This window comes from Pseudomonas sp. RIT288, from assembly GCF_000631985.1.
Taxonomy (GTDB): Bacteria; Pseudomonadota; Gammaproteobacteria; order Pseudomonadales; family Pseudomonadaceae; genus Aquipseudomonas.
The window spans coordinates 100,506-122,979 of record NZ_JFYN01000001.1; the positions used below are offsets into that span (position 1 = coordinate 100,506).

20 protein-coding genes are annotated in these 22,474 nt (G+C 61.8%); 7 read left to right on the forward strand and 13 right to left on the reverse strand.

Annotated elements, in window-relative coordinates; genetic code table 11:
- Window positions 1-72: 72 nt before the first annotated feature.
- The 4 genes from BW33_RS00440 to BW33_RS00455 all read left to right on the forward strand — a co-directional run bounded on the left by BW33_RS00440 (window position 73) and on the right by BW33_RS00455 (window position 4,650).
- Window positions 73-2,511: a TonB-dependent siderophore receptor gene (locus tag BW33_RS00440; protein WP_047596471.1), complete on the forward strand. Its 2,439-nt coding sequence runs from the start codon at window positions 73-75 to the stop codon at window positions 2,509-2,511.
- A gap of 75 nt (window positions 2,512-2,586) precedes the next feature.
- Window positions 2,587-3,711, forward strand: coding sequence for a PepSY-associated TM helix domain-containing protein (locus tag BW33_RS00445; protein ID WP_047596472.1), 1,125 nt, complete (start codon window positions 2,587-2,589; stop codon window positions 3,709-3,711).
- Window positions 3,708-3,887, forward strand: a complete 180-nt coding sequence (locus BW33_RS00450) for a hypothetical protein (protein ID WP_047596473.1) — start codon at window positions 3,708-3,710, stop codon at window positions 3,885-3,887. Before BW33_RS00445 ends, BW33_RS00450 begins: the two co-directional genes overlap by 4 nt.
- Before the next feature lie 133 nt (window positions 3,888-4,020).
- Window positions 4,021-4,650 carry a glutathione S-transferase gene (locus BW33_RS00455; protein WP_047596474.1) on the forward strand — a complete coding sequence of 210 codons (630 nt, stop codon included), beginning with the start codon at window positions 4,021-4,023 and terminating at the stop codon, window positions 4,648-4,650.
- A 172-nt stretch (window positions 4,651-4,822) separates the two neighbouring features.
- Here BW33_RS00455 and creD read toward each other — a convergent pair whose 3' ends face one another.
- The 4 genes from creD to rloA2 form a co-directional block, all read right to left on the reverse strand.
- Window positions 4,823-6,193: a cell envelope integrity protein CreD gene (gene creD, locus BW33_RS00465; RefSeq protein WP_047596476.1), complete on the reverse strand. Its 1,371-nt coding sequence runs from the start codon at window positions 6,191-6,193 to the stop codon at window positions 4,823-4,825.
- Window positions 6,194-6,362: 169 nt separating this feature from the next.
- Window positions 6,363-7,781 (reverse strand): two-component system sensor histidine kinase CreC, encoded by a 1,419-nt coding sequence (gene creC / locus BW33_RS00470; RefSeq protein WP_047596477.1) that lies wholly within the window; start codon window positions 7,779-7,781, stop codon window positions 6,363-6,365.
- Complete coding sequence (gene creB, locus BW33_RS00475) at window positions 7,781-8,461, reverse strand: two-component system response regulator CreB (RefSeq protein WP_047597097.1); 681 nt, start codon at window positions 8,459-8,461, stop codon at window positions 7,781-7,783. Before creB ends, creC begins: the two co-directional genes overlap by 1 nt.
- Window positions 8,462-8,529: 68 nt before the next feature.
- Window positions 8,530-9,033, reverse strand: a complete 504-nt coding sequence (gene rloA2, locus BW33_RS00480) for a retropepsin-like aspartic peptidase RloA2 (RefSeq protein ID WP_047596478.1) — start codon at window positions 9,031-9,033, stop codon at window positions 8,530-8,532.
- Window positions 9,034-9,371: 338 nt separating this feature from the next.
- Here rloA2 and BW33_RS00485 point away from each other — a divergent pair, with 338 nt between their 5' ends.
- Entirely contained in the window at window positions 9,372-10,259 is an 888-nt protein-coding gene (locus BW33_RS00485; protein ID WP_047596479.1) for an acyltransferase, read from the forward strand.
- A gap of 1 nt (window position 10,260) precedes the next feature.
- Here BW33_RS00485 and BW33_RS00490 read toward each other — a convergent pair whose 3' ends face one another.
- Entirely contained in the window at window positions 10,261-10,818 is a 558-nt protein-coding gene (locus BW33_RS00490) for a DUF2780 domain-containing protein (RefSeq protein WP_047596480.1), read from the reverse strand.
- A gap of 147 nt (window positions 10,819-10,965) precedes the next feature.
- On the opposite strand from BW33_RS00490, the gene BW33_RS00495 reads away from it, so the two are divergent.
- Together BW33_RS00495 and BW33_RS00500 are read left to right on the forward strand one after the other, a co-directional pair.
- Complete coding sequence (locus BW33_RS00495; RefSeq protein WP_047596481.1) at window positions 10,966-11,601, forward strand: RNA polymerase sigma factor; 636 nt, start codon at window positions 10,966-10,968, stop codon at window positions 11,599-11,601.
- Entirely contained in the window at window positions 11,598-12,272 is a 675-nt protein-coding gene (locus BW33_RS00500; protein WP_047596483.1) for an anti-sigma factor, read from the forward strand. The genes BW33_RS00495 and BW33_RS00500 overlap by 4 nt, the downstream gene beginning before the upstream one ends.
- A 118-nt stretch (window positions 12,273-12,390) precedes the next feature.
- Here BW33_RS00500 and fdhA read toward each other — a convergent pair whose 3' ends face one another.
- The 8 genes from fdhA to BW33_RS00540 all read right to left on the reverse strand — a co-directional run bounded on the left by fdhA (window position 12,391) and on the right by BW33_RS00540 (window position 22,443).
- The gene (fdhA, locus tag BW33_RS00505; RefSeq protein ID WP_047596484.1) at window positions 12,391-13,590 is read right to left on the reverse strand and encodes a formaldehyde dehydrogenase, glutathione-independent; all 1,200 of its coding nucleotides are present in this window, start codon (window positions 13,588-13,590) and stop codon (window positions 12,391-12,393) included.
- Window positions 13,591-13,742: 152 nt separating this feature from the next.
- Window positions 13,743-14,600: a formyltetrahydrofolate deformylase gene (gene purU, locus BW33_RS00510; RefSeq protein ID WP_027610664.1), complete on the reverse strand. Its 858-nt coding sequence runs from the start codon at window positions 14,598-14,600 to the stop codon at window positions 13,743-13,745.
- Between the two features lie 200 nt (window positions 14,601-14,800).
- Window positions 14,801-15,433 (reverse strand): sarcosine oxidase subunit gamma, encoded by a 633-nt coding sequence (locus tag BW33_RS00515; protein ID WP_008086919.1) that lies wholly within the window; start codon window positions 15,431-15,433, stop codon window positions 14,801-14,803.
- Window positions 15,434-15,592: 159 nt separating this feature from the next.
- Entirely contained in the window at window positions 15,593-18,610 is a 3,018-nt protein-coding gene (locus BW33_RS00520; RefSeq protein ID WP_047596486.1) for a sarcosine oxidase subunit alpha, read from the reverse strand.
- Window positions 18,607-18,936, reverse strand: a complete 330-nt coding sequence (locus BW33_RS00525) for a sarcosine oxidase subunit delta (protein WP_047596487.1) — start codon at window positions 18,934-18,936, stop codon at window positions 18,607-18,609. The genes BW33_RS00520 and BW33_RS00525 overlap by 4 nt, the downstream gene beginning before the upstream one ends.
- Before the next feature lie 14 nt (window positions 18,937-18,950).
- Entirely contained in the window at window positions 18,951-20,201 is a 1,251-nt protein-coding gene (locus BW33_RS00530) for a sarcosine oxidase subunit beta (RefSeq protein ID WP_003206307.1), read from the reverse strand.
- 20 nt (window positions 20,202-20,221) lie between these two features.
- Window positions 20,222-21,475: a serine hydroxymethyltransferase gene (locus BW33_RS00535; protein ID WP_047596488.1), complete on the reverse strand. Its 1,254-nt coding sequence runs from the start codon at window positions 21,473-21,475 to the stop codon at window positions 20,222-20,224.
- Window positions 21,476-21,732: 257 nt separating this feature from the next.
- Window positions 21,733-22,443, reverse strand: coding sequence for a TraX family protein (locus tag BW33_RS00540; RefSeq protein ID WP_047596489.1), 711 nt, complete (start codon window positions 22,441-22,443; stop codon window positions 21,733-21,735).
- Window positions 22,444-22,474: the final 31 nt, after the last annotated feature.

Sequence of the window (22,474 nt, forward strand, 5' to 3'; positions counted from 1 at the left end):
CAGCCCTATCACTTTTCAATTCTCGTCCGGCACACAGGCAATTGAGAAATATTTCCATTCAGGAGCCTTCGCATGTCCCGTTCGCTAGACACCTTGTTGCGCCCCAGTCTGTTGGCGGTCGCCATTGCCCTCAGCGCGCCGCTGATCAGCAACCCGTTGCTCGCCGCTGAACAGGCGTCCAGCGTACGCGCCTACAACCTGCCGGCCGCTTCGTTGTCGACGACGCTGAATCAGATCGCCAGCCAGGGCGGCCTCGCGCTGTCGCTGAACCCGTCGCTGGCCGCCGGCAAGACCTCGGCACCGGTCAGCGGCCAATACGATGCCGCCGGGGCACTGCGTGCTGCCCTGCGTGGCACCGGTCTGCAACTGGAACAAAGCAGCGCCGGCACCTACACCCTGGTTGCCGTCCCAGAAGGAACACTGGCGCTGCCGGAAACCGCAGTGATCGGCGTGGAAAACCTGGAAACGGCCTGGGGTCCGGTCGAAGGTTACACCGCCACTCGCACCGCCGCCGGCAGCAAGACCGACACTGCGCTGGTCGAAGCACCACGCTCGATCTCGGTCGCCACCCGTCAGCAAATGGACGATCGCAGCGTGCACAGTCTCGATGACGCCGTGCGCTATATGCCGGGCATCACCGCCAGCAGCTACGGCAGCGACACCCGCGCCGACTGGCTGCGCGTGCGCGGTTTCGAGCCGACCCAGTTCCTCGATGGCCTGCCGCTGCCCAAAGGCGTATACGCCAACCCGAAACAGGAAACCTGGAACCTCGATCGCCTCGCCCTGCTGCGCGGCCCGGCCTCTTCCGTTTACGGCCAGACGCCGCCGGGCGGTCTGCTGGACATGGTCAGCCGGCGCCCGAGCAGCGACGCCAGCAGCGAAATCCAGTTGCAGTACGGCAGCGACAACCACCGTCAGATCAACTTCGCCAGCACCGGCAAGATCGACGACGCCGGGCAGTTTCTCTACGGCATCAGCGGTGTGGTGCGCGACAGCGACACGCAGATCGATCACATCGAAAACAAGCGCTACAACATCGCGCCGAGCCTGACCTGGAACATCGACGACGATACCAAGTTCACCCTGCTGAGCCAGTTCACCCGCGACGATACCGGAGTCACCAGCCAGTTCTACCCGATCCAGGGCACCAGGATCGACATGCCGTTCGGCAAGATTTCCCATCACAAGAACCTCGGTGACCCGGACTACGACTTCTACGACCGCACCTACTACGCGCTCGGTTATGCCTTCGAGCATCGTCTGAACGATGTGTGGCAGTTCAAGCAGAACCTGCGTTACACCAAGTCAGACCTGTCGTTCCAGACCGTGACCGTCAACAGCTACAACCCATCGTTCGCCGGTTTCACCGTGGACGATCAGGGCAATGTCGGTCGCGGCACCACCAACGTCGATGAAGACATCAGCCAGTTCGCCGTGGACAACAACTTCCAGGCCGACTTCGCCACCGGCGACATCCGCCATACGCTGTTGCTCGGTCTGGATCACCAGCGCAGCAACACCAACTACACGTCGATCTTCGGCACCGCGCCGGACATCAACGTCAACAACCCGATCTACGGTCAGCCGATCACCCGCCCAGCACGCTCTTCGGCGTTCTATGACTATGACCAGAAGACCTACCAGACCGGCCTCTACGTGCAGGACCAAATGGCCCTCGACCAGTGGCGCCTGACCCTGGGCGGGCGTGAAGACTGGGTGCACACCAGCACGCAGTTCATCAACAAGGGCGACGCCACCAACACCCAGCGTGACAAGGCGTTCAGTGGCAACGCAGCGCTCAGCTACGTGTTCGACTCGGGCTTCGTGCCGTACCTGTCGTACGCCGAATCGTTCCAGCCCACGGCCGGCGCCGACGCCACTTCCACCGGCTCGCTCAAGCCGACCGAAGGCAAGCAATGGGAACTGGGCATCAAGTACCAGCCGCCGGGCAGCAAGACCTTGTTGAGCGCTGCGGTGTATGACCTCACCCAGAAGAACGTCTCGGTCAACACCATCGTCAACAACGTGACGATTCCAAGCCAGGCCGGTGAAGTGAAGGTCAAAGGCCTGGAGCTGGAAGCGGTTTCGGACGTCACCGACAACCTGAAAGTCATCGCCGCCTACACCCTGGCCAAGTCCGAAGTGCAGAAAGGCGTGGACAAGGGCAATCGCCTGCAACTGATGCCTAACCAGCAAGCTTCGCTGTGGACCGATTACACCTGGCACAGCGGCGTACTCGACGGCTTCGGCATCGGCGGTGGCGTGCGTTACACCGGCAACACCTATGGCGACAAGGCCAACACCTGGCTGGGCAAGGCAGACGCCTACACTGTGTTCGACGCCTCGGTGCATTACGACCTCGGCCGCCTGGACAACAGCCTCAAAGGTGCATCGGTCGCGGTCAACGCCACCAACCTGTTCGACAAGGACTACATCTCCACCTGCGACGGTTTCTACTGCTACTACGGCGACCAGCGCAGCGTCGTCGCCAGCGCCACCTACAAGTGGTAAGCGACTGAGTGCCAACCGGTCCTGTCATCAGGCCGTCCCTGCGGGGACGGCTTTGGTGTTTTTCAAGGTCACGAAATGAAAAGTAAAACCATCCGCCGCTGGTCGTTCATCCACACCTGGAGCAGCCTGATCTGCACCGTGTTTCTGCTGTTGTTGGCATTGACCGGCCTGCCGCTGATTTTCCATCACGAGATCGAGCACCTGCTCGGCGATGCGCCGCAAGTGCGCGAGATGCCGGCCGACACGCCGCGCCTGAATCTGGCGCAACTGGTCGAAGCTGCGGAAAAACATCGTCCCGGCGACGTGGTGCAGTACTTCGGTTTCGAAGACGACGAGCCCAACGCCGTGTTGACGATCATGGCGAAGACCGCCGGCACCGAACCTAACTCGTCGCACACCTTCATGCTCGATGCGCGTACCGGTGAAGCGCTGGAAACCCCGTCGGCCAATGGCGGGCTGATGCTGTTCATCCTGCGTCTGCACGTCGACATGTTTGCCGGGCTGCCGGGCAAACTGCTGCTGGCGTTCATGGGATTGCTGTTCGTGGTCGCGATCATTTCGGGGACGGTGTTGTACCTGCCGTTCATGCGCCGCTTGCAGTTCGGCACCGTGCGTCAGGACAAGTCCAGCCGCCTGCGCTGGCTCGACCTGCACAACCTGATCGGCGTCGTTACCCTGACCTGGGCCTTGGTCGTCGGCGTCACCGGAGTGATCAGCGCCTGCGCCGACCTGCTCATCGCCGCTTGGCGCAATGACACGCTGACCGCCATGGTCGCGCCCTATCGCGATGCCCCACCGTTGACCCGACTGGCCCCCGCCACCCGCCTGCTCGACATCGCCCGCGATGTGGCGCCGGAAATGAATCCGGACTTCATTGCCTTCCCCGGCACGCGGTTTTCCAGCGAGCATCACTATGCGGTGTTCATGAAGGGCGGCACGCACCTGACCTCGCACCTGCTGACGCCGGTACTGATCGACGCCAGCACCCTGCAGGTCACTGCCGTCGGAGAGCGCCCGTGGTACATGGACGCCATGGGCATGTCCCAGCCGCTGCACTTCGGCGACTACGGCGGCATGCCGATGAAGATCCTCTGGGCGACCCTCGACGTGCTGACCATCATCGTCCTCGGCAGCGGCGTGTATCTCTGGGTGGTGCGGCGCAGGGCTGCTAAACCACTGCCGACGGAGGCTGCTGCATGAAGCCGCGTCAGACCAATTTCTGGAAGGTCTTCAGCACACCGCTGGTGATCGCACTGTTGAGTGCGGCGGGGTTGTTTTCGGCGTTGTTGGGGGACGGGATCTGGGATGCGTTGAGCTGGGTCGGCCTGGGCGTGCCGGCGTATCTGGCCATAAGAGGTTTGTTGCCGCGAAACTGAACACCTGCAGGAGCTTTGGAACGCTGCGATCTTTTGATCTTGATCCTTTTTTAATATCAGGATCAAAAGATCGCAGCGTTCCGCAGCTCCTACGGCTAACCTGCTGTTCTTCGATGACCACCGAGGTTTGCCAATGTCCGCCCCCAGCATGACCCTGTTTCACAACACGCTCTCCCCGTTCGTGCGCAAAGTGATGGTGCTGTTGCACGAGACCGGCCAGCAGGATCGCGTCGCCCTGCAAGACTGCGTCCTCACCCCGGTCAGCCCGGACACCGCGCTCAACGCCGACAACCCGCTGGGCAAGATCCCGGCCCTGCGTCTGGCCGACGGCAGCGTGATCCATGACAGCCGCGTGATCCTCGAATACCTCGACCAGCAGCACGTCGGCAATCCGTTGATCCCCCGCGAAGGCGCGGCCCGCTGGCGGCGTCTGACCCTGGCCTCGATGGCCGACGGGATCATGGACGCCTCGGTGATGGTGCGTTACGAACTGGTGCTGCGCGCCCCGGAAAAGCACTGGGACGAGTGGCTTGATGCCCAGCGCGAGAAGATCCGGCGCGCCCTGGCTTATCTGGAAAGTGACGCCATTGCCGAGCTGACCAGCCATTTCGACGTCGCGGCGATCAGCGTTGCTTGTGCGCTGGGTTACATCGACCTGCGTCATCCGGATCTGGACTGGCGCAGCGCCAATCCGCAACTGGCCAACTGGTATTTCGACGTGAGCCAGCGACCGTCCATGGTCGCCACCATGCCCAAGCCTTAAGGCTGCGGCGCCTGATCCGGCCCCTTCGCGAGCAGGCTCGCGCCCACATTGGAATGCGTACTCCTGTGGGAGCGAGCCTGCTCGCGAATGCACCAGCTCGTTCTCATTGGCAGAAACCCGACAATCCGCGTCACCAATTCTTCCTTCCAGCGCTGATCCTCGCGCAATCCGCTCATTGCATCGCCTCCACATCAAACGCCAGCGACTTGGCCGGTTTCTGCCCGATCCCGTACCAGTCGAGTTTGCGCGTCAGCACCATGAACACCCCGAGCAGGCCAAACAGCAACAGCGACCCCATCAACAGCGCGTAATCCTCGGCGCTCAGCAGGCCATACAGCAGGCCATACAACGCCGCCAATCCCGCGGAAAAACTCAGGCCGTGACGCACGCTGTGCAGCACATGGCAGACATAGAACCCGATCAACAGCACACAGCCACTGGCCGACAACAGATACGCCAGAGCAAAGCCGATGTGCTCCGACAACGACAACAGCAACAGGTAGAAGAACGCCAGTGCCACCCCGACCAACGCGTATTGCACCGGGTGCACCGCCAGACTCTTGAGCACTTCAAACAGGAAGAAACCGGCGAACGTCAGGACGATGAACAACAGCGCATACTTGATCGCCCGATCACTCTTCAGATACTGATCCACCGGATCGATGAAACTCACGCCGAAGCTGCGCCCGTTGAACGCCTCGCAGTCATTGCCCATGACACAACGGCTCATCGCTTCTTGCAGGTTGGTGGAGAAGAACGTGGTCTGCCAATCGGCGCTGAAACCCTGGTCGCTGATCTCGCGTTTGCCCGGCAGGAAGTTGCCGATGAAACTGGGGTGCGGCCAGTTGGCAGCAAGGCTGACGTGACTGCTTTTGCCCACCGGCAACACCTGCAACGAACCGGTGCCTTGCAGGCGCAGGTCGAAACCGAAGGTCAGCTCCGTGGCGTTGCGGGTATCCAGCGCCGGCAGCGTGACCCGCACGCCTTCGCCGATCCAGCCCACCTGGGTGCCGGGCACGAAGTCCAGACGTTGGCCATCGAGTTCCAGTTTCAGCGCATTTTCAATGCCGCGAATATCGCTGATGCCCACCGCCAGAAACGGCGCGTCGAACTGGTAGTCGGCAAAGTCTTCCTTGATCCCCAACTGCGCCGGCAACGAGAAATGCCCATTGATGCGATTGTCGGCATGAAACAGTCGCGCTTCGTAAATACCGCGATTGCGCAGCTCGGTCTGCACCTGGCCATCGAGCTCGAAACGCTCTGGCAGAAAGTACAAACGACCGCGCTCTTCGCCCAGCTCTTCATAGCGCTGACTGGTTTTCTCGTTGGTCTTCCAGGTGCGCACCACTTTGCGATACGGCACTACCATCACCGGCCCGCTCAGTTGCTGGCTGTAGCTGGAGCTGCGGGCGATGTCTTCGAGCACGCCGTCGCGCAGTTGCTGACGGTCATCGATGATGCCGTCGATCATCAGCAGCGGTATCAGCAACAGCAGGATCAGCAGGGCAATCGCCCCGAGCTTAATGGTCAGATTCTTGTTCATGGGACTCTCCCTGTTTGGATGGGCAGAGTCTGGTTGGGCTGTGTGGGAGAAATATGGGGGATATATGGAGATTGTGTGGAAAGATCAAAAGATCGCAGCCTTCGGCAGCTCCTACAGGGGATTGCGTTCCCCTGTAGGAGCTGCCGAAGGCTGCGATCTTTTTACGCTTTCAAGGCAGGCGCAAAATCACTTCCACGCCGCTCTCGACGTTACGGATATGCATCGACCCACCGTGCAACTTCACCACTTCTGCAACAAAGTTCAGCCCCAACCCGGTGCTCTTGCGCCCACTGTCCGGACGCGGCAACGAGTAGAACCGCTCACTCAAACGCGGCAAGGCGTACTCGGGAATCGCCGCTGCTTCGTTGAACAAGCGCAACTCAATCTGCTCCCCTACTCGATCGGCACTGAAACGCAGCAACCCGGCGACCGGGGTGAAATCCAGCGCATTCTCCAGCAGATTGCCCAACGCCTGCCGCAGCAGAAACGGCTCGCCGATCAATAACAGATCCGGCGCAATTGTCTGCTCGACCTTGAGCCGCCGCCCCTCGATCCGCGCCGCCTGCGCCTGCAGCAATTCGTCGACCAGCCCTGCCAGCGGCACCGCCACGCGCTCCTCAAGACCCTGGCGTTGCTCGACTTGCGCCAGATTCAGCAGCCGCTCGATCAACTGCTGCATCCGCGCGCTTTCGCTGTCGATGTTGCCGACAAAGCGCAAGCGCTGAATCGCCGGCATGTCACCCTGCAGTAATTCCGCCGCACCGCGAATCGCCGCCAGCGGGCTCTTCAGTTCATGGGTCAGGGTGTGCACGTAGCGCTCGACGTAAGCCTTGCCTTCGAGCTGGGTGCGCATCTGCTCCACCGCCGTCGCCAGTTGCTCCAGCTCGCCGCCACGGTAATGCGGCACTTCAACCCGGCGCCCTTCACTCACCGCTTGGGCGTAACCGGTCAATCGGTGCAGCGCGCGGCTCAGCCACCACGACAGCAAAGCGCCGAACAGCAGGCCGAGGCCGATCAGCCCGGCACCGTAAAACAGCAAGCGCCGCTCGGTGCGATCGACATAAGGCTGCAAGGAGCTGTTGGGTTTGGCCACGGTAACCACGCCGATGATCCGGCCGTTGTCGCGAATCGGCGCGCCGACGTGCATCACCGAGGACGCCGGATCGTTCGGGTCGCTGCGGGTTGAACGCGCGCCGTATTCGCCACGCAGGGTCAGGTAGACGTCGTTCCAGCGCGAGTAATCCTGCCCGACCGCCACGCCGCTGGAATCCAGCACTACCCTGCCTTTGGCGTCGGTGACGTAGATGCGGTGGTTGACCTGGTTTTTCGGCAAGCCCCAGATCGTCGCCTGCGGTTGACGCTCGCCGTAGGCACGCAACAATTCGGGCCAGCGGTTCTCGCTGAGCGTGCCGGCCTTGAAATCATCACGCAGGATTTCCGCCATCAGGTTGGCGGTGTCGACCAGGGTTTCTTCGGTGGACTGGCGCACGCCCGGGCGGATTTCTTCCATCACCGTGTTGAGCACGAAGTAACCGGTCAGGCCGACAAACAGCACATACACCAGAAAAATCCGCAGCCCCAGCGACATCAGCTGTGCCCCGGGCTGTAGCTGTAACCGAGGCCGCGATGGGTCTGGATCGGCTCGGCGTCAGCCCGCACCAGGCGCAGTTTGGCGCGCACGCTTTTGATGTGGCTGTCGATGCTGCGCTCGTAGCCTGCGTCCGCCGCCACGCCCAGCGCATCTAGCAATTGCTCGCGGCTGAACACTCGCTGCGGTTGTTCGAGCAGGCATTGCAGCAGACGGAATTCGTGGCGGGTCAGGCTCAATGGCTGGCCGCGGTAGGTGATCAGCACACGCTCGGGGTCGATGCGAAACACGGCCGAAACGACATCCACCGCAGGACGCGGCGCCATGCGTTTGAGAATCGCCCGCACCCGCGCCGCGACCTCACGAGGGCTGAACGGCTTGACCACGTAATCGTCGGCGCCGATCTCCAGCCCCACCACCCGATCGATCTCGGCGTCCCGGGCGCTGAGAAACAGCACCGGCACTTCACTGAAGCGCCGCAGCTGTTTGCAGGTTTCGAAACCGCTGATGTCCGGCAGACCGATATCGAGAATGATCAAGTCAGCCGGGGTCTGCCGTTGATGCTCCAGCGCCGCCGCGCCGAGGCTCAGCCACGTGGTGGCGAACCCCTCGCCCTGCAGGGCAAAAATCAGCGTGTCGGCAATCGCCGGTTCGTCTTCGACAATCAGGATATGAGGCATGGCGTCCGAGCCCATGGGTTAAGTGCGCGAACGGTGCCCCAAGCCTGACGTTACGTCAATGAGACCACTTAGCAGTCCGGCTTGTCGGTGGTGAAACGTCGCGCCGGGTTCACTGCCGCGCCAAACTCGCGCAGGGCCTTGGCACCGATCAGCAGTGGGTAGTTGAAGTTGCTGCGGTCGGTCAGGTTGACCTCAACGGTGCGCTTGACGTTGCCCAGGCACAGTTCCAGATCGACCACCGGACGCTTGGCGACTTCGGTGCTGTCGCCCTCGTCTTCCTCATCCGAGCGGCTCTTGATCTTGCTGATCCGCGCGATCTTGTGTTCATAGACCTTGTTGCTGGCGTCCTTGGTGCCGAGGCGGAAGCGCACCCAGTTCTCGCCGTCGCGGGTGAAGGTCTCGATGTCCTTGGCCGACAGCGAGGCGGTCAGCGCGCCGGTGTCCATCTTGGCCTTGAGCACCTCACCACCGATTTCCGGCAGCGCGATGTATTCGTAACGCCCGTACAGGGTCGGCTCGGCGGCCATGACCGGCAGGGCGACGAGGGCAAACAGTGCAAGGAGGGATTTCACGTAAGGGGCTTCCTTGGAAAATGAGGGCTCAACGCCGAATTCTAGACCGCGAAAAAACACGATAGTTGGTACACCGCCAACCTTTGTGGCGAGGGAGCTTGCTCCCGCTCGGCGACGCAGTCGGCGTAAAACCAGCCTGCATGTTTCGCCTGACACATCGAGGTGAATGGATTTGGGGCCGCTTCGCAGCCCAGCGGGAGCAAGCTCCCTCGCCACAGGATGCTGCGTAATCAGTCAAAGAATACCGGAGCAAAAGTGAAACATTCGTCACCATCGATTTGGCCTCTCACCCGAAGCCACTTATCATGGCGCGCCCATCCGCCTTCATAGAGTTGCTTATGCGCCGCCTGCTCACCGGCTGTTTCGTCACCCTGCTGCTGTTGCTCAACACCCTGATCCTGATCGGGCCGTTGCTGGTTTTCGCCCTGCTCAAGCTGATCGCGCCTGGGCGCTGGCGCGATTACGCCTCGTGGGCGGTGATGTGGATTGCCGAGACCTGGGCCGAGATCGACAAGCTGATCTTTCGCCTGTGCATCCCCACCCAATGGGACATTCGCGGCGGCGCAGACCTGCGTGGTGACACCTCGTATCTGGTGGTCAGCAATCACCAGTCGTGGGTCGACATTCCAGCGTTGATCCAGACCCTCAACCGGCGCACGCCGTTCTTCAAATTCTTCCTCAAGAAAGAACTGATCTGGGTACCGTTTCTGGGGCTGGCGTGGTGGGCGCTGGATTACCCGTTCATGAAGCGCTACAGCAAGGCGTTCCTCGCCAAACATCCGGAATTGGCGGGCAAGGATCTGGAAATCACCAAACAGGCCTGCGAGCTGTTCAAGCGCCAGCCGGTGACGGTGGTGAATTACCTGGAAGGCACCCGCTACACGGCGGCGAAAAGCGCGCAGCAGCAGTCACCGTTCAAGCACCTGCTCAAGCCCAAGGCTGGCGGCGTGGCGTTTGTTCTGGCGGCGATGGGGGAACAGCTGGATGCGTTGCTCGACGTGACCGTGGTGTATCCACAGCAGAAGATTCCGGGATTCTGGGATCTGATCAGCGGCAGCGTGCCGCGGGTGATTGTCGACATCCAGACCCGCGAACTCGACCCGGCACTGTCGCAAGGCGATTACGAGAACGATCCGCTGTTTCGCCAGCAGGTCCAGAACTGGGTCAACCAGCTCTGGACCGAGAAGGATCAGCGCATCAGCGAACTGCGCGGCGAGCGCAGCTGAATCAGCTACCGGTGCCGGCGCCCCAAATGCTGCCCAGGCTCTGCAGCAGCGGGCCGCCAACGCCCTGATCACCCAGATACTTGAGCAGTACCGGGGCAAACTGGCCGACCATGCCGCTGTCCATGCCCAACGCACCGAACGCATTGTTCAGGTCGTTGGTGTCCTTGACGTTGCCCAGGGCGTTTTCCAACCCGGCTGATTTGCCCGACGAGCCCAGCAAACCACTCAGCGCCGCCAGATTGCCAGCGCCGCCCGACAGCTTGTCGATGCCCGGCACTTCTTTGGCCAACTGCGAATAATCGGTACTGCTCAATTGGTTCTTGGCCAGGCCAAGCATGGCGCTGGTGCCACCGACGGCTTGCTGAGGCGTAACACCGAGACCGGTGACGGCTTGCAGCAAACCGGCGGTTTCCGAGGTCGGCGCGGCGGCGGTCGCGGCGTTACCGCCCTGCATGCTCGCAGCCGCTTTGGTTACATCGTCCAGACTGAAGCCGGCAAACACCGGGCTCGCTGCAAGGGTCATCAGTGAAGCCAAGGCAATACCGCGTGAAATCTTCATTCAGACATCCTCTTGCGCTGTGGTAACCGCCCGTCTATGAGCGGCAAAACTGCCGGTTTGACCGGGTTTCCGCCAGCATGTTCCTCGCCGGCGCATCCATTTTCAGCATAGCCACGTATATAAACGCGAAACCGCGGATAACCCGAGATGAATGGCACAAGCGCTGTCGCTGAACTAGCCTGTGAACAGCCCGAGCAGCGCCCTCGTCGCCCACCCATTGCCTGGAGAGCCGTCATTTCCATCGCCGACCACGATCAGTTGCGCCAGCTGTTGGCCCAGTGCTCACTGGGCGACCGCGGTGCATTCGAAACGCTCTATCGCAGCGTTGGCCCGCGCCTGCACGGCGTGGCGCTGCGCTTCATGGGCCGGGCGGATCTGGCCGAGGAAGTGCTGCAGGAAAGCTTTGTGCGCATCTGGAACAACGCCTCGCGCTATGAAGCCCATATGTCGGCGCCGCTGACCTGGATGATCAACATCACCCGCCATCAAGCCATCGACCAGTTACGCAAACAGCGCGAACGGCCGCTGACCGATTACGAACAGGATACCTTGCCGGACGAAGGCCCTTCGGCCCACGACCTGTTGAACAGCAGCCGCGAAGCCAGCGCGCTGCACCGTTGCCTGGATACTCTCGACGGCAGACAGCGCCAGTCGATCAGCGTCGCCTACTTTCAGGGCCTGTCCTGCGCGGAACTGGCCGAACACCTGGCCGCCCCTCTGGGTTCGGTGAAGTCGTGGATTCGTCGCGGCATGGAGCGTCTGCGCAGGTGCCTTGAATCATGAACTACCAGACTCCCGCCCTGCGCCGCGCCCTCGCTGCCGATTACGCCATCGGCCTGATGTCTGCGGCGGCGCGTCGGCGCTTTGAACAATTGCTGCTCGATGACGCCGCCCTGCGAACCGAGTTGGCGCAGTGGCAGGAGAGCCTCGCCAGCCTTACCGAAACGCTGCCGGAGCACCCGGTGCCGGATCGGGTGTGGCAAGGCATCACCGCACGCATCGAGCCGCAAGTGCTGCACGTCCCGGAAAAACGCCCGTTCTGGAACTGGCGGCGAGTCAGCATCGCTGCCTGTTCGATCGTGGTGCTGGTGTTCCTCGGCTCGCTGTACAACCGCGACGACGCTCGCTACCGCGCCACCCTGCTGAGCGCCGACGCGCAACCGGCGCTGAAGGTCGAGGCGCATGCGGATTATCTGCAGGTCGAACCGCTGACATTGGCAGCAATAGGGCCAGATCGCAGTCTGGAGTTGTGGGCGATACCGGCGGACGGCAAGCCGATTTCACTGGGGGTGATTCCGCTGGGGGGCAAAGGCAAGGTTGAACTGAGCGCGGCGCAGAAAGCCTTGATCGGCCAGCCGATTGCACTGGCGGTGAGTCTGGAACCGAAGGGTGGCTCGCCGACCGGGCAGCCGACGGGTCCGGTGCTTTACCAGGGCGCGTTAGCGGCTCTCTGATTGCATAAAATCAAAAGATCGCAGCCTTCGGCAGCTCCTACACCGATCCCTGTAGGAGCTGCCGAAGGCTGCGATCTTTTGATCTAAAAAAAGGCGACCCGTGGGTCGCCCTTTTTACTTACGCCGCACTGAACAACCGATGCGGATCGATCACAAACTTCTTCGGCACGCCCGCATCGAACTCGCCATAGCCTTCCGGCGCCTGGTCGAGGCTGATGACTTGCACGCCGACCACTTCGGCGATGTTGATGCGGTCCCACATGATCGCCTGCATCAGCTGGCGGTTGTACTTCATCACCGGGGTCTGACCGGTGTGGAAGCTGTGGGATTTGGCCCAGCCCAGACCGAAGCGGATGCTCAGGCTGCCCATTTTCGCCGCAGCATCGACAGCGCCCGGATCCTCGGTCACGTACAGGCCCGGAATACCGATCTTGCCGGCGACACGCACCACGCCCATCAGCGAGTTGAGCACGGTAGCCGGGGCTTCGGCTTTCACCCCGTCGTGACCGTGGCCACGCGCTTCGAAGCCCACGCAGTCCACCGCGCAATCGACTTCCGGCTCGCCCAGCAGCTCGGCGATCTGCTCGTGCAGCGGCGTGTCCTTGGACAGGTCGACCACTTCAAAACCCTGAGCCTTGGCGTGCGCCAAACGGATGGTGTTGACGTCGCCGATGATCACCACCGCCGCCCCCAGCAGACGCGCCGAGGCCGCCGCGGCCAGCCCGACCGGGCCGGCGCCCGCGATGTAAACGGTGCTGCCCGGGCCGACGCCTGCCGTCACCGCGCCGTGATAGCCGGTCGGCAGAATGTCGGAGAGGCAGGTCAGGTCACGGATTTTTTCCATGGCCTTGTCGCGATCCGGCAGTTTCAGCAGGTTGAAGTCGGCGTACGGCACCAGCACGTATTCGGCCTGGCCGCCAGTCCAGTCACCCATGTCGACATAACCGTAGGCACCGCCGGCACGGGCCGGGTTGACGGTCAGGCAGACACCGGTGTGCTGCTCCTTGCAGGAACGGCAGCGCCCGCAAGCCACGTTGAACGGTACGGAAACCAGGTCGCCGATCTTCAGGTTCTCGACGTCGGAACCCTTTTCGATCACTTCGCCGGTGATTTCATGGCCCAGCACCAGTCCGGTCTGCGCCGTAGTACGGCCGCGCACCATGTGCTGGTCGGAGCCACAAATGTTGGTGGACACCACACGCAGGATCACCCCGTGCTCGATCTTCCTGCCGCGCGGGTCCTGCATTTTCGGATAGTCGATTTTCTGTACTTCGACCTTGCCAGCGCCGAGATACACCACACCACGATTGCCAGACATGCTTTCACCTCGCTGTTGTTTTTATGGAACTGCGTTGCCCAGGCAGGCAGCGCGTTAAGTGCTCGGTAAATCAAAAGATCGCAGCCTTCGGCAGCTCCTGCATAAATCGCATCCCCTGTAGGAGCTGCCGAAGGCTGCGATCTTTTAGCTATCTAAAGAACGACGGTTCTATTGGCGTTCAAAAACACCCTTCTTTCGATGTGATACCCAACGGCTCGGGCCAAAGTCAGGCCCTCGATATCCCGGCCTTTGGCAATCAAATCTTCCGGGTAATGACTGTGATCCACCGCCTCGACACCCTGGGCGATGATCGGCCCCTCGTCGAGATCGTTGTTGATGTAATGCGCCGTGGCGCCGACCAGCTTCACGCCTTTGTTGTAGGCCTGGTGATACGGCTTGGCGCCCTTGAACCCCGGCAGCAGCGAGTGATGGATGTTGATCGCCTTGCCATCGAGCTTGCGGCACAACTCCGGCGACAGCACCTGCATGTAGCGGGCGAGGATCACCAGTTCGGCGCCAGACTCTTCGATCACCTGCCACACCTGACGCTCCTGCGCCGGCTTGTCGTTGGGGTCGAGGGGGAAATGGTAGTAGGGAATCTGGTGCCAGTCGGCCAGCGGCTTGAGGTCCGGATGGTTGGACACCACCGCCGCCACGTCCATCGACAACTGGCCGATGCGCTGGCGGTAAAGCAAATCGTTGAGGCAGTGATCGGCCTTGGAGACCATGATCACCACTTTCGGCCGGTAGTTCGGCGCAGTCAGCTCGAAGACCATGCCGAACGCCTCTCCGCGCTCGGCGAGGCCGGCACGGAAGGACTGTTCGTCGAAGCCGTCGGGCTGACGGAACTCCACACGAATGAAGAAACGGCCCGAGAGCCGGTCATCGAACGAATGGTGCTCGGTGACGTAGCAACCCTGTTCGAACAGAAAACGCGTCACCGCGTCCACTGTGCCGAGCACGCTGGGGCAGTCGGCGGTCAGAATCCATGTGTCTGGGGCGCGGCTCATGGTGCGGTGACTCCTGTTTCAACATCTGTGAGCAGAGTGAACTCTGTGGCGAGGGAGCTTGCTCCCGCTGGGTTGCAAAGCGACCCTAAAATCAGCGACCGCGTTCTTCCAGAATGCGCTCGCGTTTTTTTGCGACTGCTTCGCAGCCGAGCGGGAGCAACTCCCTCGCCACAAGAAGCAATCGCGGCAACCACTTAGTGTTACGCCTGAACGCTGAGGCCGTACTCGGCCGAAGCATCCTGCAACCACAACCACCAGTAATCCGAGAAGCTGCGGCGGATCAGCAGTTCCCAGGTGTCTTCGGCGGTGTGGCGAATCATCAGCTGCGACTTGGCGAACACCGTGCCGACAGCCTTGCCGACCGGGAAGTTGTTCGGGTGCACGTCGTAGCTGGTGGACTTCATCAGCACCTGACGCACGTTTGGCCCGCTCAGTTCGAGCACTTGCTGGCCGCCGCTGACGTTGACGATCGCGATGTGCAGATCGCCCAGCGCTTCGCGCAGCTTCTGCTCGGCGGCGAATTCTTCACCGCTTGGCACGATCAGCAGCCACTCGTCCGGGCCCATCCATTGCAGGCTGGTTTCGCCTTTGACAATCACGCTCAGGGCGCCGGGCAACTCAATGCCGAGGGCCTTGTGCACGCCGGCGGCGAACGCTGCATCGTGGCCATCGCCACGAATGGTCAGGTGACCGAGGAGTTTCTTTTCACGCACGATGACGCCGGCGTTCTTGCGACCCTTGCCGACCAGGCTGGCGAGGTCGGCATGGTGCAACGACGACTCGGCCTTGGCCCCGGTGGTCGGGCGTTGCTGGTAAACATTGGCTGTGGTCATAAAGCACCTTCCTGAATTCTGACTTGAACCCTTTGCAAGCAGATCTACCGCTATCGCGAGCAGGCTCACTCCTACAAGGGGTACGCGATCACCTGTAGGAGTGAGCCTGCTCGCGATGAAGTCACCGCGGTGCGACTGCACTCCACAGGAGCCGAACCATCAAATGTTCTGCCGATCCCCCTTCGGATCGAAGAACACCGAGGAAACAATCTCCGCCTCGATCACGCTGCCATCGGCCAGCGGCGCAAACACTCGCTCACCGAGACGCTTCAGACCGCCCTTGACCACGCCCATGGCAAACGAGTAACCGAGGGAGTTGTGCGCGTAGCTGGAAGTCACGTGGCCGACCATGGTCATCGGGATCGCCTGCTTGGTGTTGAACACCAGTTGCGCACCTTCCGGCAGCCAGACGTTCGGATCGATCGGCTTCAGGCCGACCAGTTGCTTGCGCTGATCCTTCACGCAGTCTTCACGGTTCATGCCGCGCTGACCGATCCACGAGAACGGTTTGGTGCGACCGACGCACCAGCCCATGTTCAGATCGTCCGGGGTCATCGAGCCGTCGGTGTCCTGGCCGACGATGATGAAACCTTTCTCGGCACGCAGGACGTGCATGGTTTCAGTGCCGTACGGCGTCAGGTTGTACTGCTTGCCGGCCTCGACAATTTTCTCCAGCACACCCATCGCGTAGTCGGCCTGGACGTTGACTTCGTACGACAGCTCACCAGTGAACGAGATACGGAACACCCGCGCCGGCACGTCGCCGACCAGACCTTCTTTCCAGGTCATGAACGGGAAGGCTTCGTTGCTCAGGTCGATATCGGTCACGGCGCTGAGCAGCTTGCGGCTGTTCGGCCCGGACAGGGTCATGGTCGCCCAGTGGTCGGTGACCGAGGTGAAGTAGACCTTCATCTCCGGCCATTCGGTCTGGTGGTACAGCTCCAGCCACTGCAGTACACGAGCCGCGCCGCCAGTGGTGGTGGTCATGACGAAATGGTTGTCCGCCAGGCAAGCCGTCACGCCGTCGTCGAAGACCATGCCGTCTTCTTTGCACATCAAACCGTAGCGCGCCTTGCCCACGTCGAGCTTGGTCCAGGCGTTGGTGTACACGCGGTTGAGGAACTCGCGGGCATCCGGGCCTTGAATGTCGATCTTGCCCAGGGTCGAGGCGTCGAGCAGGCCGACGCTGTCGCGCACGGCTTTGCATTCACGCTTCACCGCAGCGTGCATGTCTTCACCGTTTTTCGGGAAGTACCATGGACGTTTCCACTGGCCGACGTCTTCAAACTCGGCGCCGTTTTTCAGGTGCCATTGATGCAGCGCGGTGTAGCGCACCGGCTCGAAGATGTGCCCGCAGTGACGACCGGCTACCGCGCCGAACGTTACCGGCGTGTAATTGGGACGGAACATCGTGGTGCCCATCTGCGGGATGGTCACGTTCAGCGAACGCGCGGCGATGGCCAGACCGTTGACGTTGCCGAGCTTGCCCTGATCGGTGCCGAAACCCAGCGCGGTGTAGCGTTTGACGTGCTCGACCGACTCGAAACCTTCGCGGGTCGCCAGTTCGATGGCGGCGGCGGTGACATCGTTCTGCAGGTCGACGAATTGCTTCGGCGCACGCGAGGTGCCCTTCTCGTGTGGCACCTGGAACAGCGCCAGGGTCGCTTCTTCGAGACGGCTCAGGGCCTTGGGCAACGTGCCTTCGACCACCGCGAACCCGGCTTCACTGGCAGCGCGTGCGCCACCTTCGAAACCATCGGCCAGCGAATCTCCGAGGCCATAAACGCCGTTTATGCCACCGACGCACACACGTTTCTGCGGTGCTTCGCCCGGTACGAAACCGAGGATGTCTTCGCGCCAGATCGGCTTGCCACCGAGGTGCGAAGCCAGGTGCACCACCGGGCTGTAACCGCCGGAACTGGCGATCACGTCGCAGTCGAGCCATTCGCCCGGGCTGGTCACGGTGTGCGCTTTGACGTCAATCGCGGCAACGCGGGCAGCGGTGACGCGCTTGCTGCCACGGGCCTCGATCACGGCGCTGCCGGTGAGGATGCGAATGCCTTTGGCGCGGGCTTCTTCCACCAGCGCACCACGCGGATTGCTGCGCGCATCGGCGATGGCCACCACTTGCAGGCTGGCGTCGAGCCAGTCCAGCGCCACGCGATAGGCGTGATCGTTGTTGGTGGTCAGCACCAGCTTCTTGCCCGGTGCCACACCGTAACGGCGCACGTAAGTCGAGACCGCACCGGCGAGCATGTTGCCCGGCACGTCGTTGTTGCCGTAGACCAGCGGACGCTCGTGGGCGCCGGTCGCCAGCACCACACGCTTGGCGCGGACGCGGTGGATGCGCTGACGCACCTGACCGATTGGCGCGCGGTCGCCGAGGTGATCGGTGAGGCGTTCGTGAATGGTCAGGAAGTTGTGGTCGTGGTAACCGTTGACCGTGGCGCGCGGCAACAGCAGCACGTCCGGGGTGTTCTTCAGTTCAGCAATGACGCTGGCCACCCATTCGATCGCCGGTTTGCCGTCGAGGCTTTCGCGGGAGTCGAGCAAGCTGCCGCCGAACTCTTCCTGCTCATCAGCGAGGATCACCCGCGCACCGCTGCGCGCAGCCGCCAGGGCAGCCGCCAGACCAGCAGGGCCGGCGCCGACGATCAGCACGTCGCAGTGCTGGTTCATGTAGTCGTAGGTGTCCGGATCGACTTCGGTCGGCGAACGGCCCAGGCCGGCAGCCTTGCGAATGTACTTCTCGTACGTCATCCAGAACGATTGCGGGTACATGAAGGTTTTGTAGTAGAAACCCGGCGGCATCAGCTTGCCGCCGACCTTGCCGAGAATCCCCATCATGTCGTTGTTGACGCTCGGCCAGCCGTTGGTGCTGGTGGCGACCAGGCCTTGGTACAGCGCCTGTTGCGTGGCGCGCACGTTGGGGATTTGCGTGGCTTCGGTGGCACCGATCTGCAGCACGGCGTTCGGCTCTTCGGCACCGGCGGCGAAGATCCCGCGAGGACGCGAATACTTGAAGCTGCGGCCGATGATGTCGACGCCGTTGGCGATAAGCGCCGAGGCCAGCGAGTCGCCCTCGAAGCCTTTGTAGCTCTGACCGTTGAAGGTAAAGCTCAGCACTTTGTTGCGGTCGATCCGTCCACCGTTGGACAGGCGATTGGTCTGGCTCATACCTTCTCTCCCAGCGCCGTCGTGGCTGTTTTCGCCGAATCAGCCTTGTCGGTGAATTGCGGCTTGGTGCCGATCTTGTAGGTTTCGAGAATCTCGTAGGTCACGGTGTCGCGGGTGACGTTGAAGTACTGGCGGCAACCGGCGACGTGATCCCACAGTTCGTGGTGCAGACCACGCGGGTTGTCGCGGAAGAACATGTAGTCGCCCCACTCTTCATCGGTGCAGGCGTTCGGATCCAGTGGGCGCGGGATGTGCGCCTGGCCGGATGCATGGAATTCCTCTTCGGAGCGCAGTTCGCCGCAGTGAGGACAGAAGATATGCAACATGGGGATTTCTCCTGTTAGTGGGCAACCGCAGCAGCGCCGTGTTCATCGATCAACGCACCGTTGTGGAAACGGTCGATGGAGAAAGGTGCAGCCAATGGGTGCATTTCACCCTTGGCCAGACTCGCGGCAAACACGTTGCCCGAGCCAGGAGTTGCCTTGAAGCCACCGGTGCCCCAACCGCAGTTGAAGAACATGTTCGGTACCGGGGTTTTCGAAATGATCGGGCAAGCGTCCGGCGTGGTGTCGACGATGCCGCCCCACTGGCGGTTCATGCGCACCCGCGACAGCACCGGGAACATCTCGACGATGGCCTGGATGGTGTGCTCGATCACCGGGTACGAACCGCGCTGGCCGTAGCCGTTGTAGCCGTCGATACCGGCGCCGATCACCAGGTCGCCCTTGTCCGACTGGCTGATGTAACCGTGCACGGCGTTGGACATGATCACGCTGTCGATAATCGGTTTGATCGGCTCGGACACCAGCGCTTGCAGCGGGTGAGATTCGATCGGCAGACGGAAACCGGCGAGCTTGGCCATGTGCCCGGAGTTACCGGCGGTGACCACACCGACACGCTTGGCGCCGATGAAACCCTTGTTGGTCTCAACGCCGATGCACACGCCGTTTTCCTTGCGGAAACCGATGACTTCGGTCTGCTGGATCAGGTCCACGCCCAAGGCATCGGCGGCACGGGCAAAGCCCCAGGCCACGGCATCGTGACGGGCGACGCCACCACGACGCTGAACGGTCGCGCCCATCACCGGGTAGCGGGTGTTTTTCGAGCAGTCGAGGTAAGGAATCTCGTCCGCCACTTGCTTGGCATTGAGCAGTTCGCCGTCGACGCCATTGAGGCGGTTGGCGCTGACCCGACGCTCGGAATCACGGATGTCCTGCAGGGTGTGGCACAGGTTGTAAACGCCGCGCTGGGAGAACATCACGTTGTAGTTCAGGTCCTGCGACAGGCCTTCCCACAATTTCATCGCGTGTTCGTACAGGTGCGCCGACTCGTCCCACAGGTAGTTGGAACGCACGATGGTGGTGTTGCGCGCGGTGTTGCCGCCGCCCAGCCAGCCCTTTTCGACCACGGCCACGTTGGTGATGCCGTGCTCTTTCGCCAGATAGTAGGCGGTCGCCAGACCGTGCCCGCCGCCGCCAACGATGACCACGTCGTAGACCTTCTTCGGCGTCGGCGTGCGCCACATGCGCTGCCAGTTCTCGTGGTGGCTGAGGGAGTGTTTGAAGAGGCCGAAGCCCGAATAGCGTTGCATAGTCATTTACTCCAAACCGCTCAGCGATAAACCGGGTAGTCGGCGCACAGTGCCGCGACGTTCTTGGCCACATTCGCTTCAACGTCGGCGTCACCGAGGTTGTCGAGGATGTCGCAGATCCAGCCGGCCAGCACTTCGCACTGGGCGACCTTGAAGCCACGCGTGGTGACGGCCGGGGTGCCGATGCGCAGGCCCGAGGTCACGAACGGCGACTGCGGGTCGTTCGGCACGGCGTTCTTGTTGACGGTAATGTGTGCGCGGCCAAGGGCAGCGTCAGCATCTTTGCCGGTCAGCCCCTGACGGATCAGGCTGACCAGGAACAGGTGGTTGTCGGTACCGCCAGACACTACATCGTAGCCACGTTTGATAAACACGCTGGCCATCGCCTGAGCGTTGTCGATCACTTGCTGCTGATAGGCCTTGAAGCCGGGCTCCAGCGCTTCCTTGAAGCACACCGCTTTACCGGCGATGACGTGCATCAGCGGGCCGCCCTGGGCACCGGGGAATACCGCGGCGTTGAGCTTCTTCTCGATCTCTTCGTTGGACTTGGCCAGGATCAGCCCGCCACGCGGACCGCGCAGGGTCTTGTGCGTGGTGGTGGTGACCACGTCGGCGTACGGCAGCGGATTCGGGTACAGGCCAGCAGCGACCAGACCGGCGACGTGGGCCATGTCGACGAACAGCAGCGCACCGACCTTGTCGGCGATCTGACGGAAACGCGGGAAATCCAGGGTCTTGGAGTAGGCGGAGAAACCGGCAACGATCATCTTCGGCTTGCACTCGACGGCCAGACGCTCGACTTCGTCGTAATCGATCAACCCGGTATCGGTATTGATGCCGTACTGCACCGCGTTGTAGAGCTTGCCCGAGGACGACACTTTCGCACCGTGGGTCAGGTGACCGCCGTGGGCCAGGCTCATGCCGAGAATGGTGTCGCCCGGCTGGATCAGCGCCAGGTACACGGCGCTGTTGGCCGAGGAACCGGAGTGTGGCTGGACGTTGGCGTAATCGGCGCCGAACAGCTGCTTGGCGCGCTCGATGGCCAGCGCTTCGACTTTATCCACATGCTCGCAGCCGCCGTAGTAGCGCTTGCCCGGATAACCTTCGGCGTATTTGTTGGTCAGGCCGCTGCCCTGCGCTTGCATCACGCGTTTGCTGGTGTAGTTCTCCGACGCGATCAGCTCGATGTGATCTTCCTGACGTTGCTCCTCGGCATTCATCGCCACCAGCAGTGCATCGTCGTAACCCTGGATCTGGTCTTGCTTGCTGAACATCGCGTCTCTCCCAGCGGCATCTGTGCGCCATTCGTCTCGGTAAGGCACTGGCAATGAAGGCAGTGCCCTTTGATGCCGATGGTATGACCGGCGCAGACAGCTCAAATGCCTGCGGACGCCACGCAAAGGTGCGTTTACGACATGGCGGGAAATGACTCGGAGAATGCCTTCCCCTGTAGGAGCTGCCGAAGGCTGCGATCTTTTGATCTTGAAAATCAAAGCCAAAAGATCGCAGCCTTCGGCAGCTCCTACAGGGGTTATGCGAGCAACTGCCGGATGGCGAGCAGCAGCAGGAAATGGGCGGGGTAGAGGGCGTAAGCCCAGCGCCGCATTGGCGGTGGCTGGAGATGTCGCACATGTCGCAACAGGAACATTCCCAGCACTGGCGCACACAGACAGGTGGCAATGCCAAGGACCGCAACGCTACTGCCGAACCTTGCCGAGTCGTAAAGCACTTGCCATTGATTCGCTGCGAGACAAATCAATCCCGGCACCAAGCTGAAATACCAGGGACGGCGAAACACCAGCAACATCGCCAGCGGCAACAGAACGCCGAAGAACCCGAACATCAGTCGCTCCGGAAAAACAGCGGCCAGCACCAACGCAGCGACACCCGGTAATCGCGACATGATCGAGGGATCCTGCCACCCCCGCGCCACCAGCAACCCCAGTGCCAGCGTAGGCATCACGTTCAAGGTGTCGGGATCAGGAATGTACAAACGGTACGGAATCTCACTGACCGCACTGAACAGCAGCAGCCAGCCCAGATAGCGCCACTCGGTCTTCTGCGCACCGGCCCGGCACAGGTTCGCCGCCATCGCCAGACAGAACCACGGGAATGCCAGACGCCCCGGCACATACAGCCAATCGGCGCTGATCCCGACATATCGCAGGTGATCGAGCAGCATGCTCAGCAGCGCCAGCCACTTGAGCAGATCCAGCGCGCCGTCGCGTTTAGTCACGTGCATAATCGGGTAACAAACTGGTAATTTTCTGACA

Bases quoted from the DNA above. Each gene is read 5' to 3' on its own strand.
- purU (WP_027610664.1), bottom strand. From the start codon at position 14,600: ATGAGCCGCGCCCCAGACACATGGATTCTGACCGCCGACTGCCCCAGC.
- BW33_RS00530 (WP_003206307.1), bottom strand. From the start codon at position 20,201: ATGCAACGCTATTCGGGCTTCGGCCTCTTCAAACACTCCCTCAGCCAC.
- BW33_RS00440 (WP_047596471.1), top strand. From the start codon at position 73: ATGTCCCGTTCGCTAGACACCTTGTTGCGCCCCAGTCTGTTGGCGGTC.
- BW33_RS00495 (WP_047596481.1), top strand. From the start codon at position 10,966: ATGAATGGCACAAGCGCTGTCGCTGAACTAGCCTGTGAACAGCCCGAG.
- BW33_RS00485 (WP_047596479.1), top strand. From the start codon at position 9,372: ATGCGCCGCCTGCTCACCGGCTGTTTCGTCACCCTGCTGCTGTTGCTC.
- creC (WP_047596477.1), bottom strand. From the start codon at position 7,781: ATGTCGCTGGGGCTGCGGATTTTTCTGGTGTATGTGCTGTTTGTCGGC.
- BW33_RS00540 (WP_047596489.1), bottom strand. From the start codon at position 22,443: ATGCACGTGACTAAACGCGACGGCGCGCTGGATCTGCTCAAGTGGCTG.
- BW33_RS00525 (WP_047596487.1), bottom strand. From the start codon at position 18,936: ATGTTGCATATCTTCTGTCCTCACTGCGGCGAACTGCGCTCCGAAGAG.
- BW33_RS00515 (WP_008086919.1), bottom strand. From the start codon at position 15,433: ATGACCACAGCCAATGTTTACCAGCAACGCCCGACCACCGGGGCCAAG.
- BW33_RS00535 (WP_047596488.1), bottom strand. From the start codon at position 21,475: ATGTTCAGCAAGCAAGACCAGATCCAGGGTTACGACGATGCACTGCTG.
- creD (WP_047596476.1), bottom strand. From the start codon at position 6,193: ATGAACAAGAATCTGACCATTAAGCTCGGGGCGATTGCCCTGCTGATC.
- BW33_RS00455 (WP_047596474.1), top strand. From the start codon at position 4,021: ATGTCCGCCCCCAGCATGACCCTGTTTCACAACACGCTCTCCCCGTTC.
- BW33_RS00450 (WP_047596473.1), top strand. From the start codon at position 3,708: ATGAAGCCGCGTCAGACCAATTTCTGGAAGGTCTTCAGCACACCGCTG.
- BW33_RS00500 (WP_047596483.1), top strand. From the start codon at position 11,598: ATGAACTACCAGACTCCCGCCCTGCGCCGCGCCCTCGCTGCCGATTAC.
- BW33_RS00520 (WP_047596486.1), bottom strand. From the start codon at position 18,610: ATGAGCCAGACCAATCGCCTGTCCAACGGTGGACGGATCGACCGCAAC.
- creB (WP_047597097.1), bottom strand. From the start codon at position 8,461: ATGCCTCATATCCTGATTGTCGAAGACGAACCGGCGATTGCCGACACG.
- BW33_RS00445 (WP_047596472.1), top strand. From the start codon at position 2,587: ATGAAAAGTAAAACCATCCGCCGCTGGTCGTTCATCCACACCTGGAGC.
- fdhA (WP_047596484.1), bottom strand. From the start codon at position 13,590: ATGTCTGGCAATCGTGGTGTGGTGTATCTCGGCGCTGGCAAGGTCGAA.
- BW33_RS00490 (WP_047596480.1), bottom strand. From the start codon at position 10,818: ATGAAGATTTCACGCGGTATTGCCTTGGCTTCACTGATGACCCTTGCA.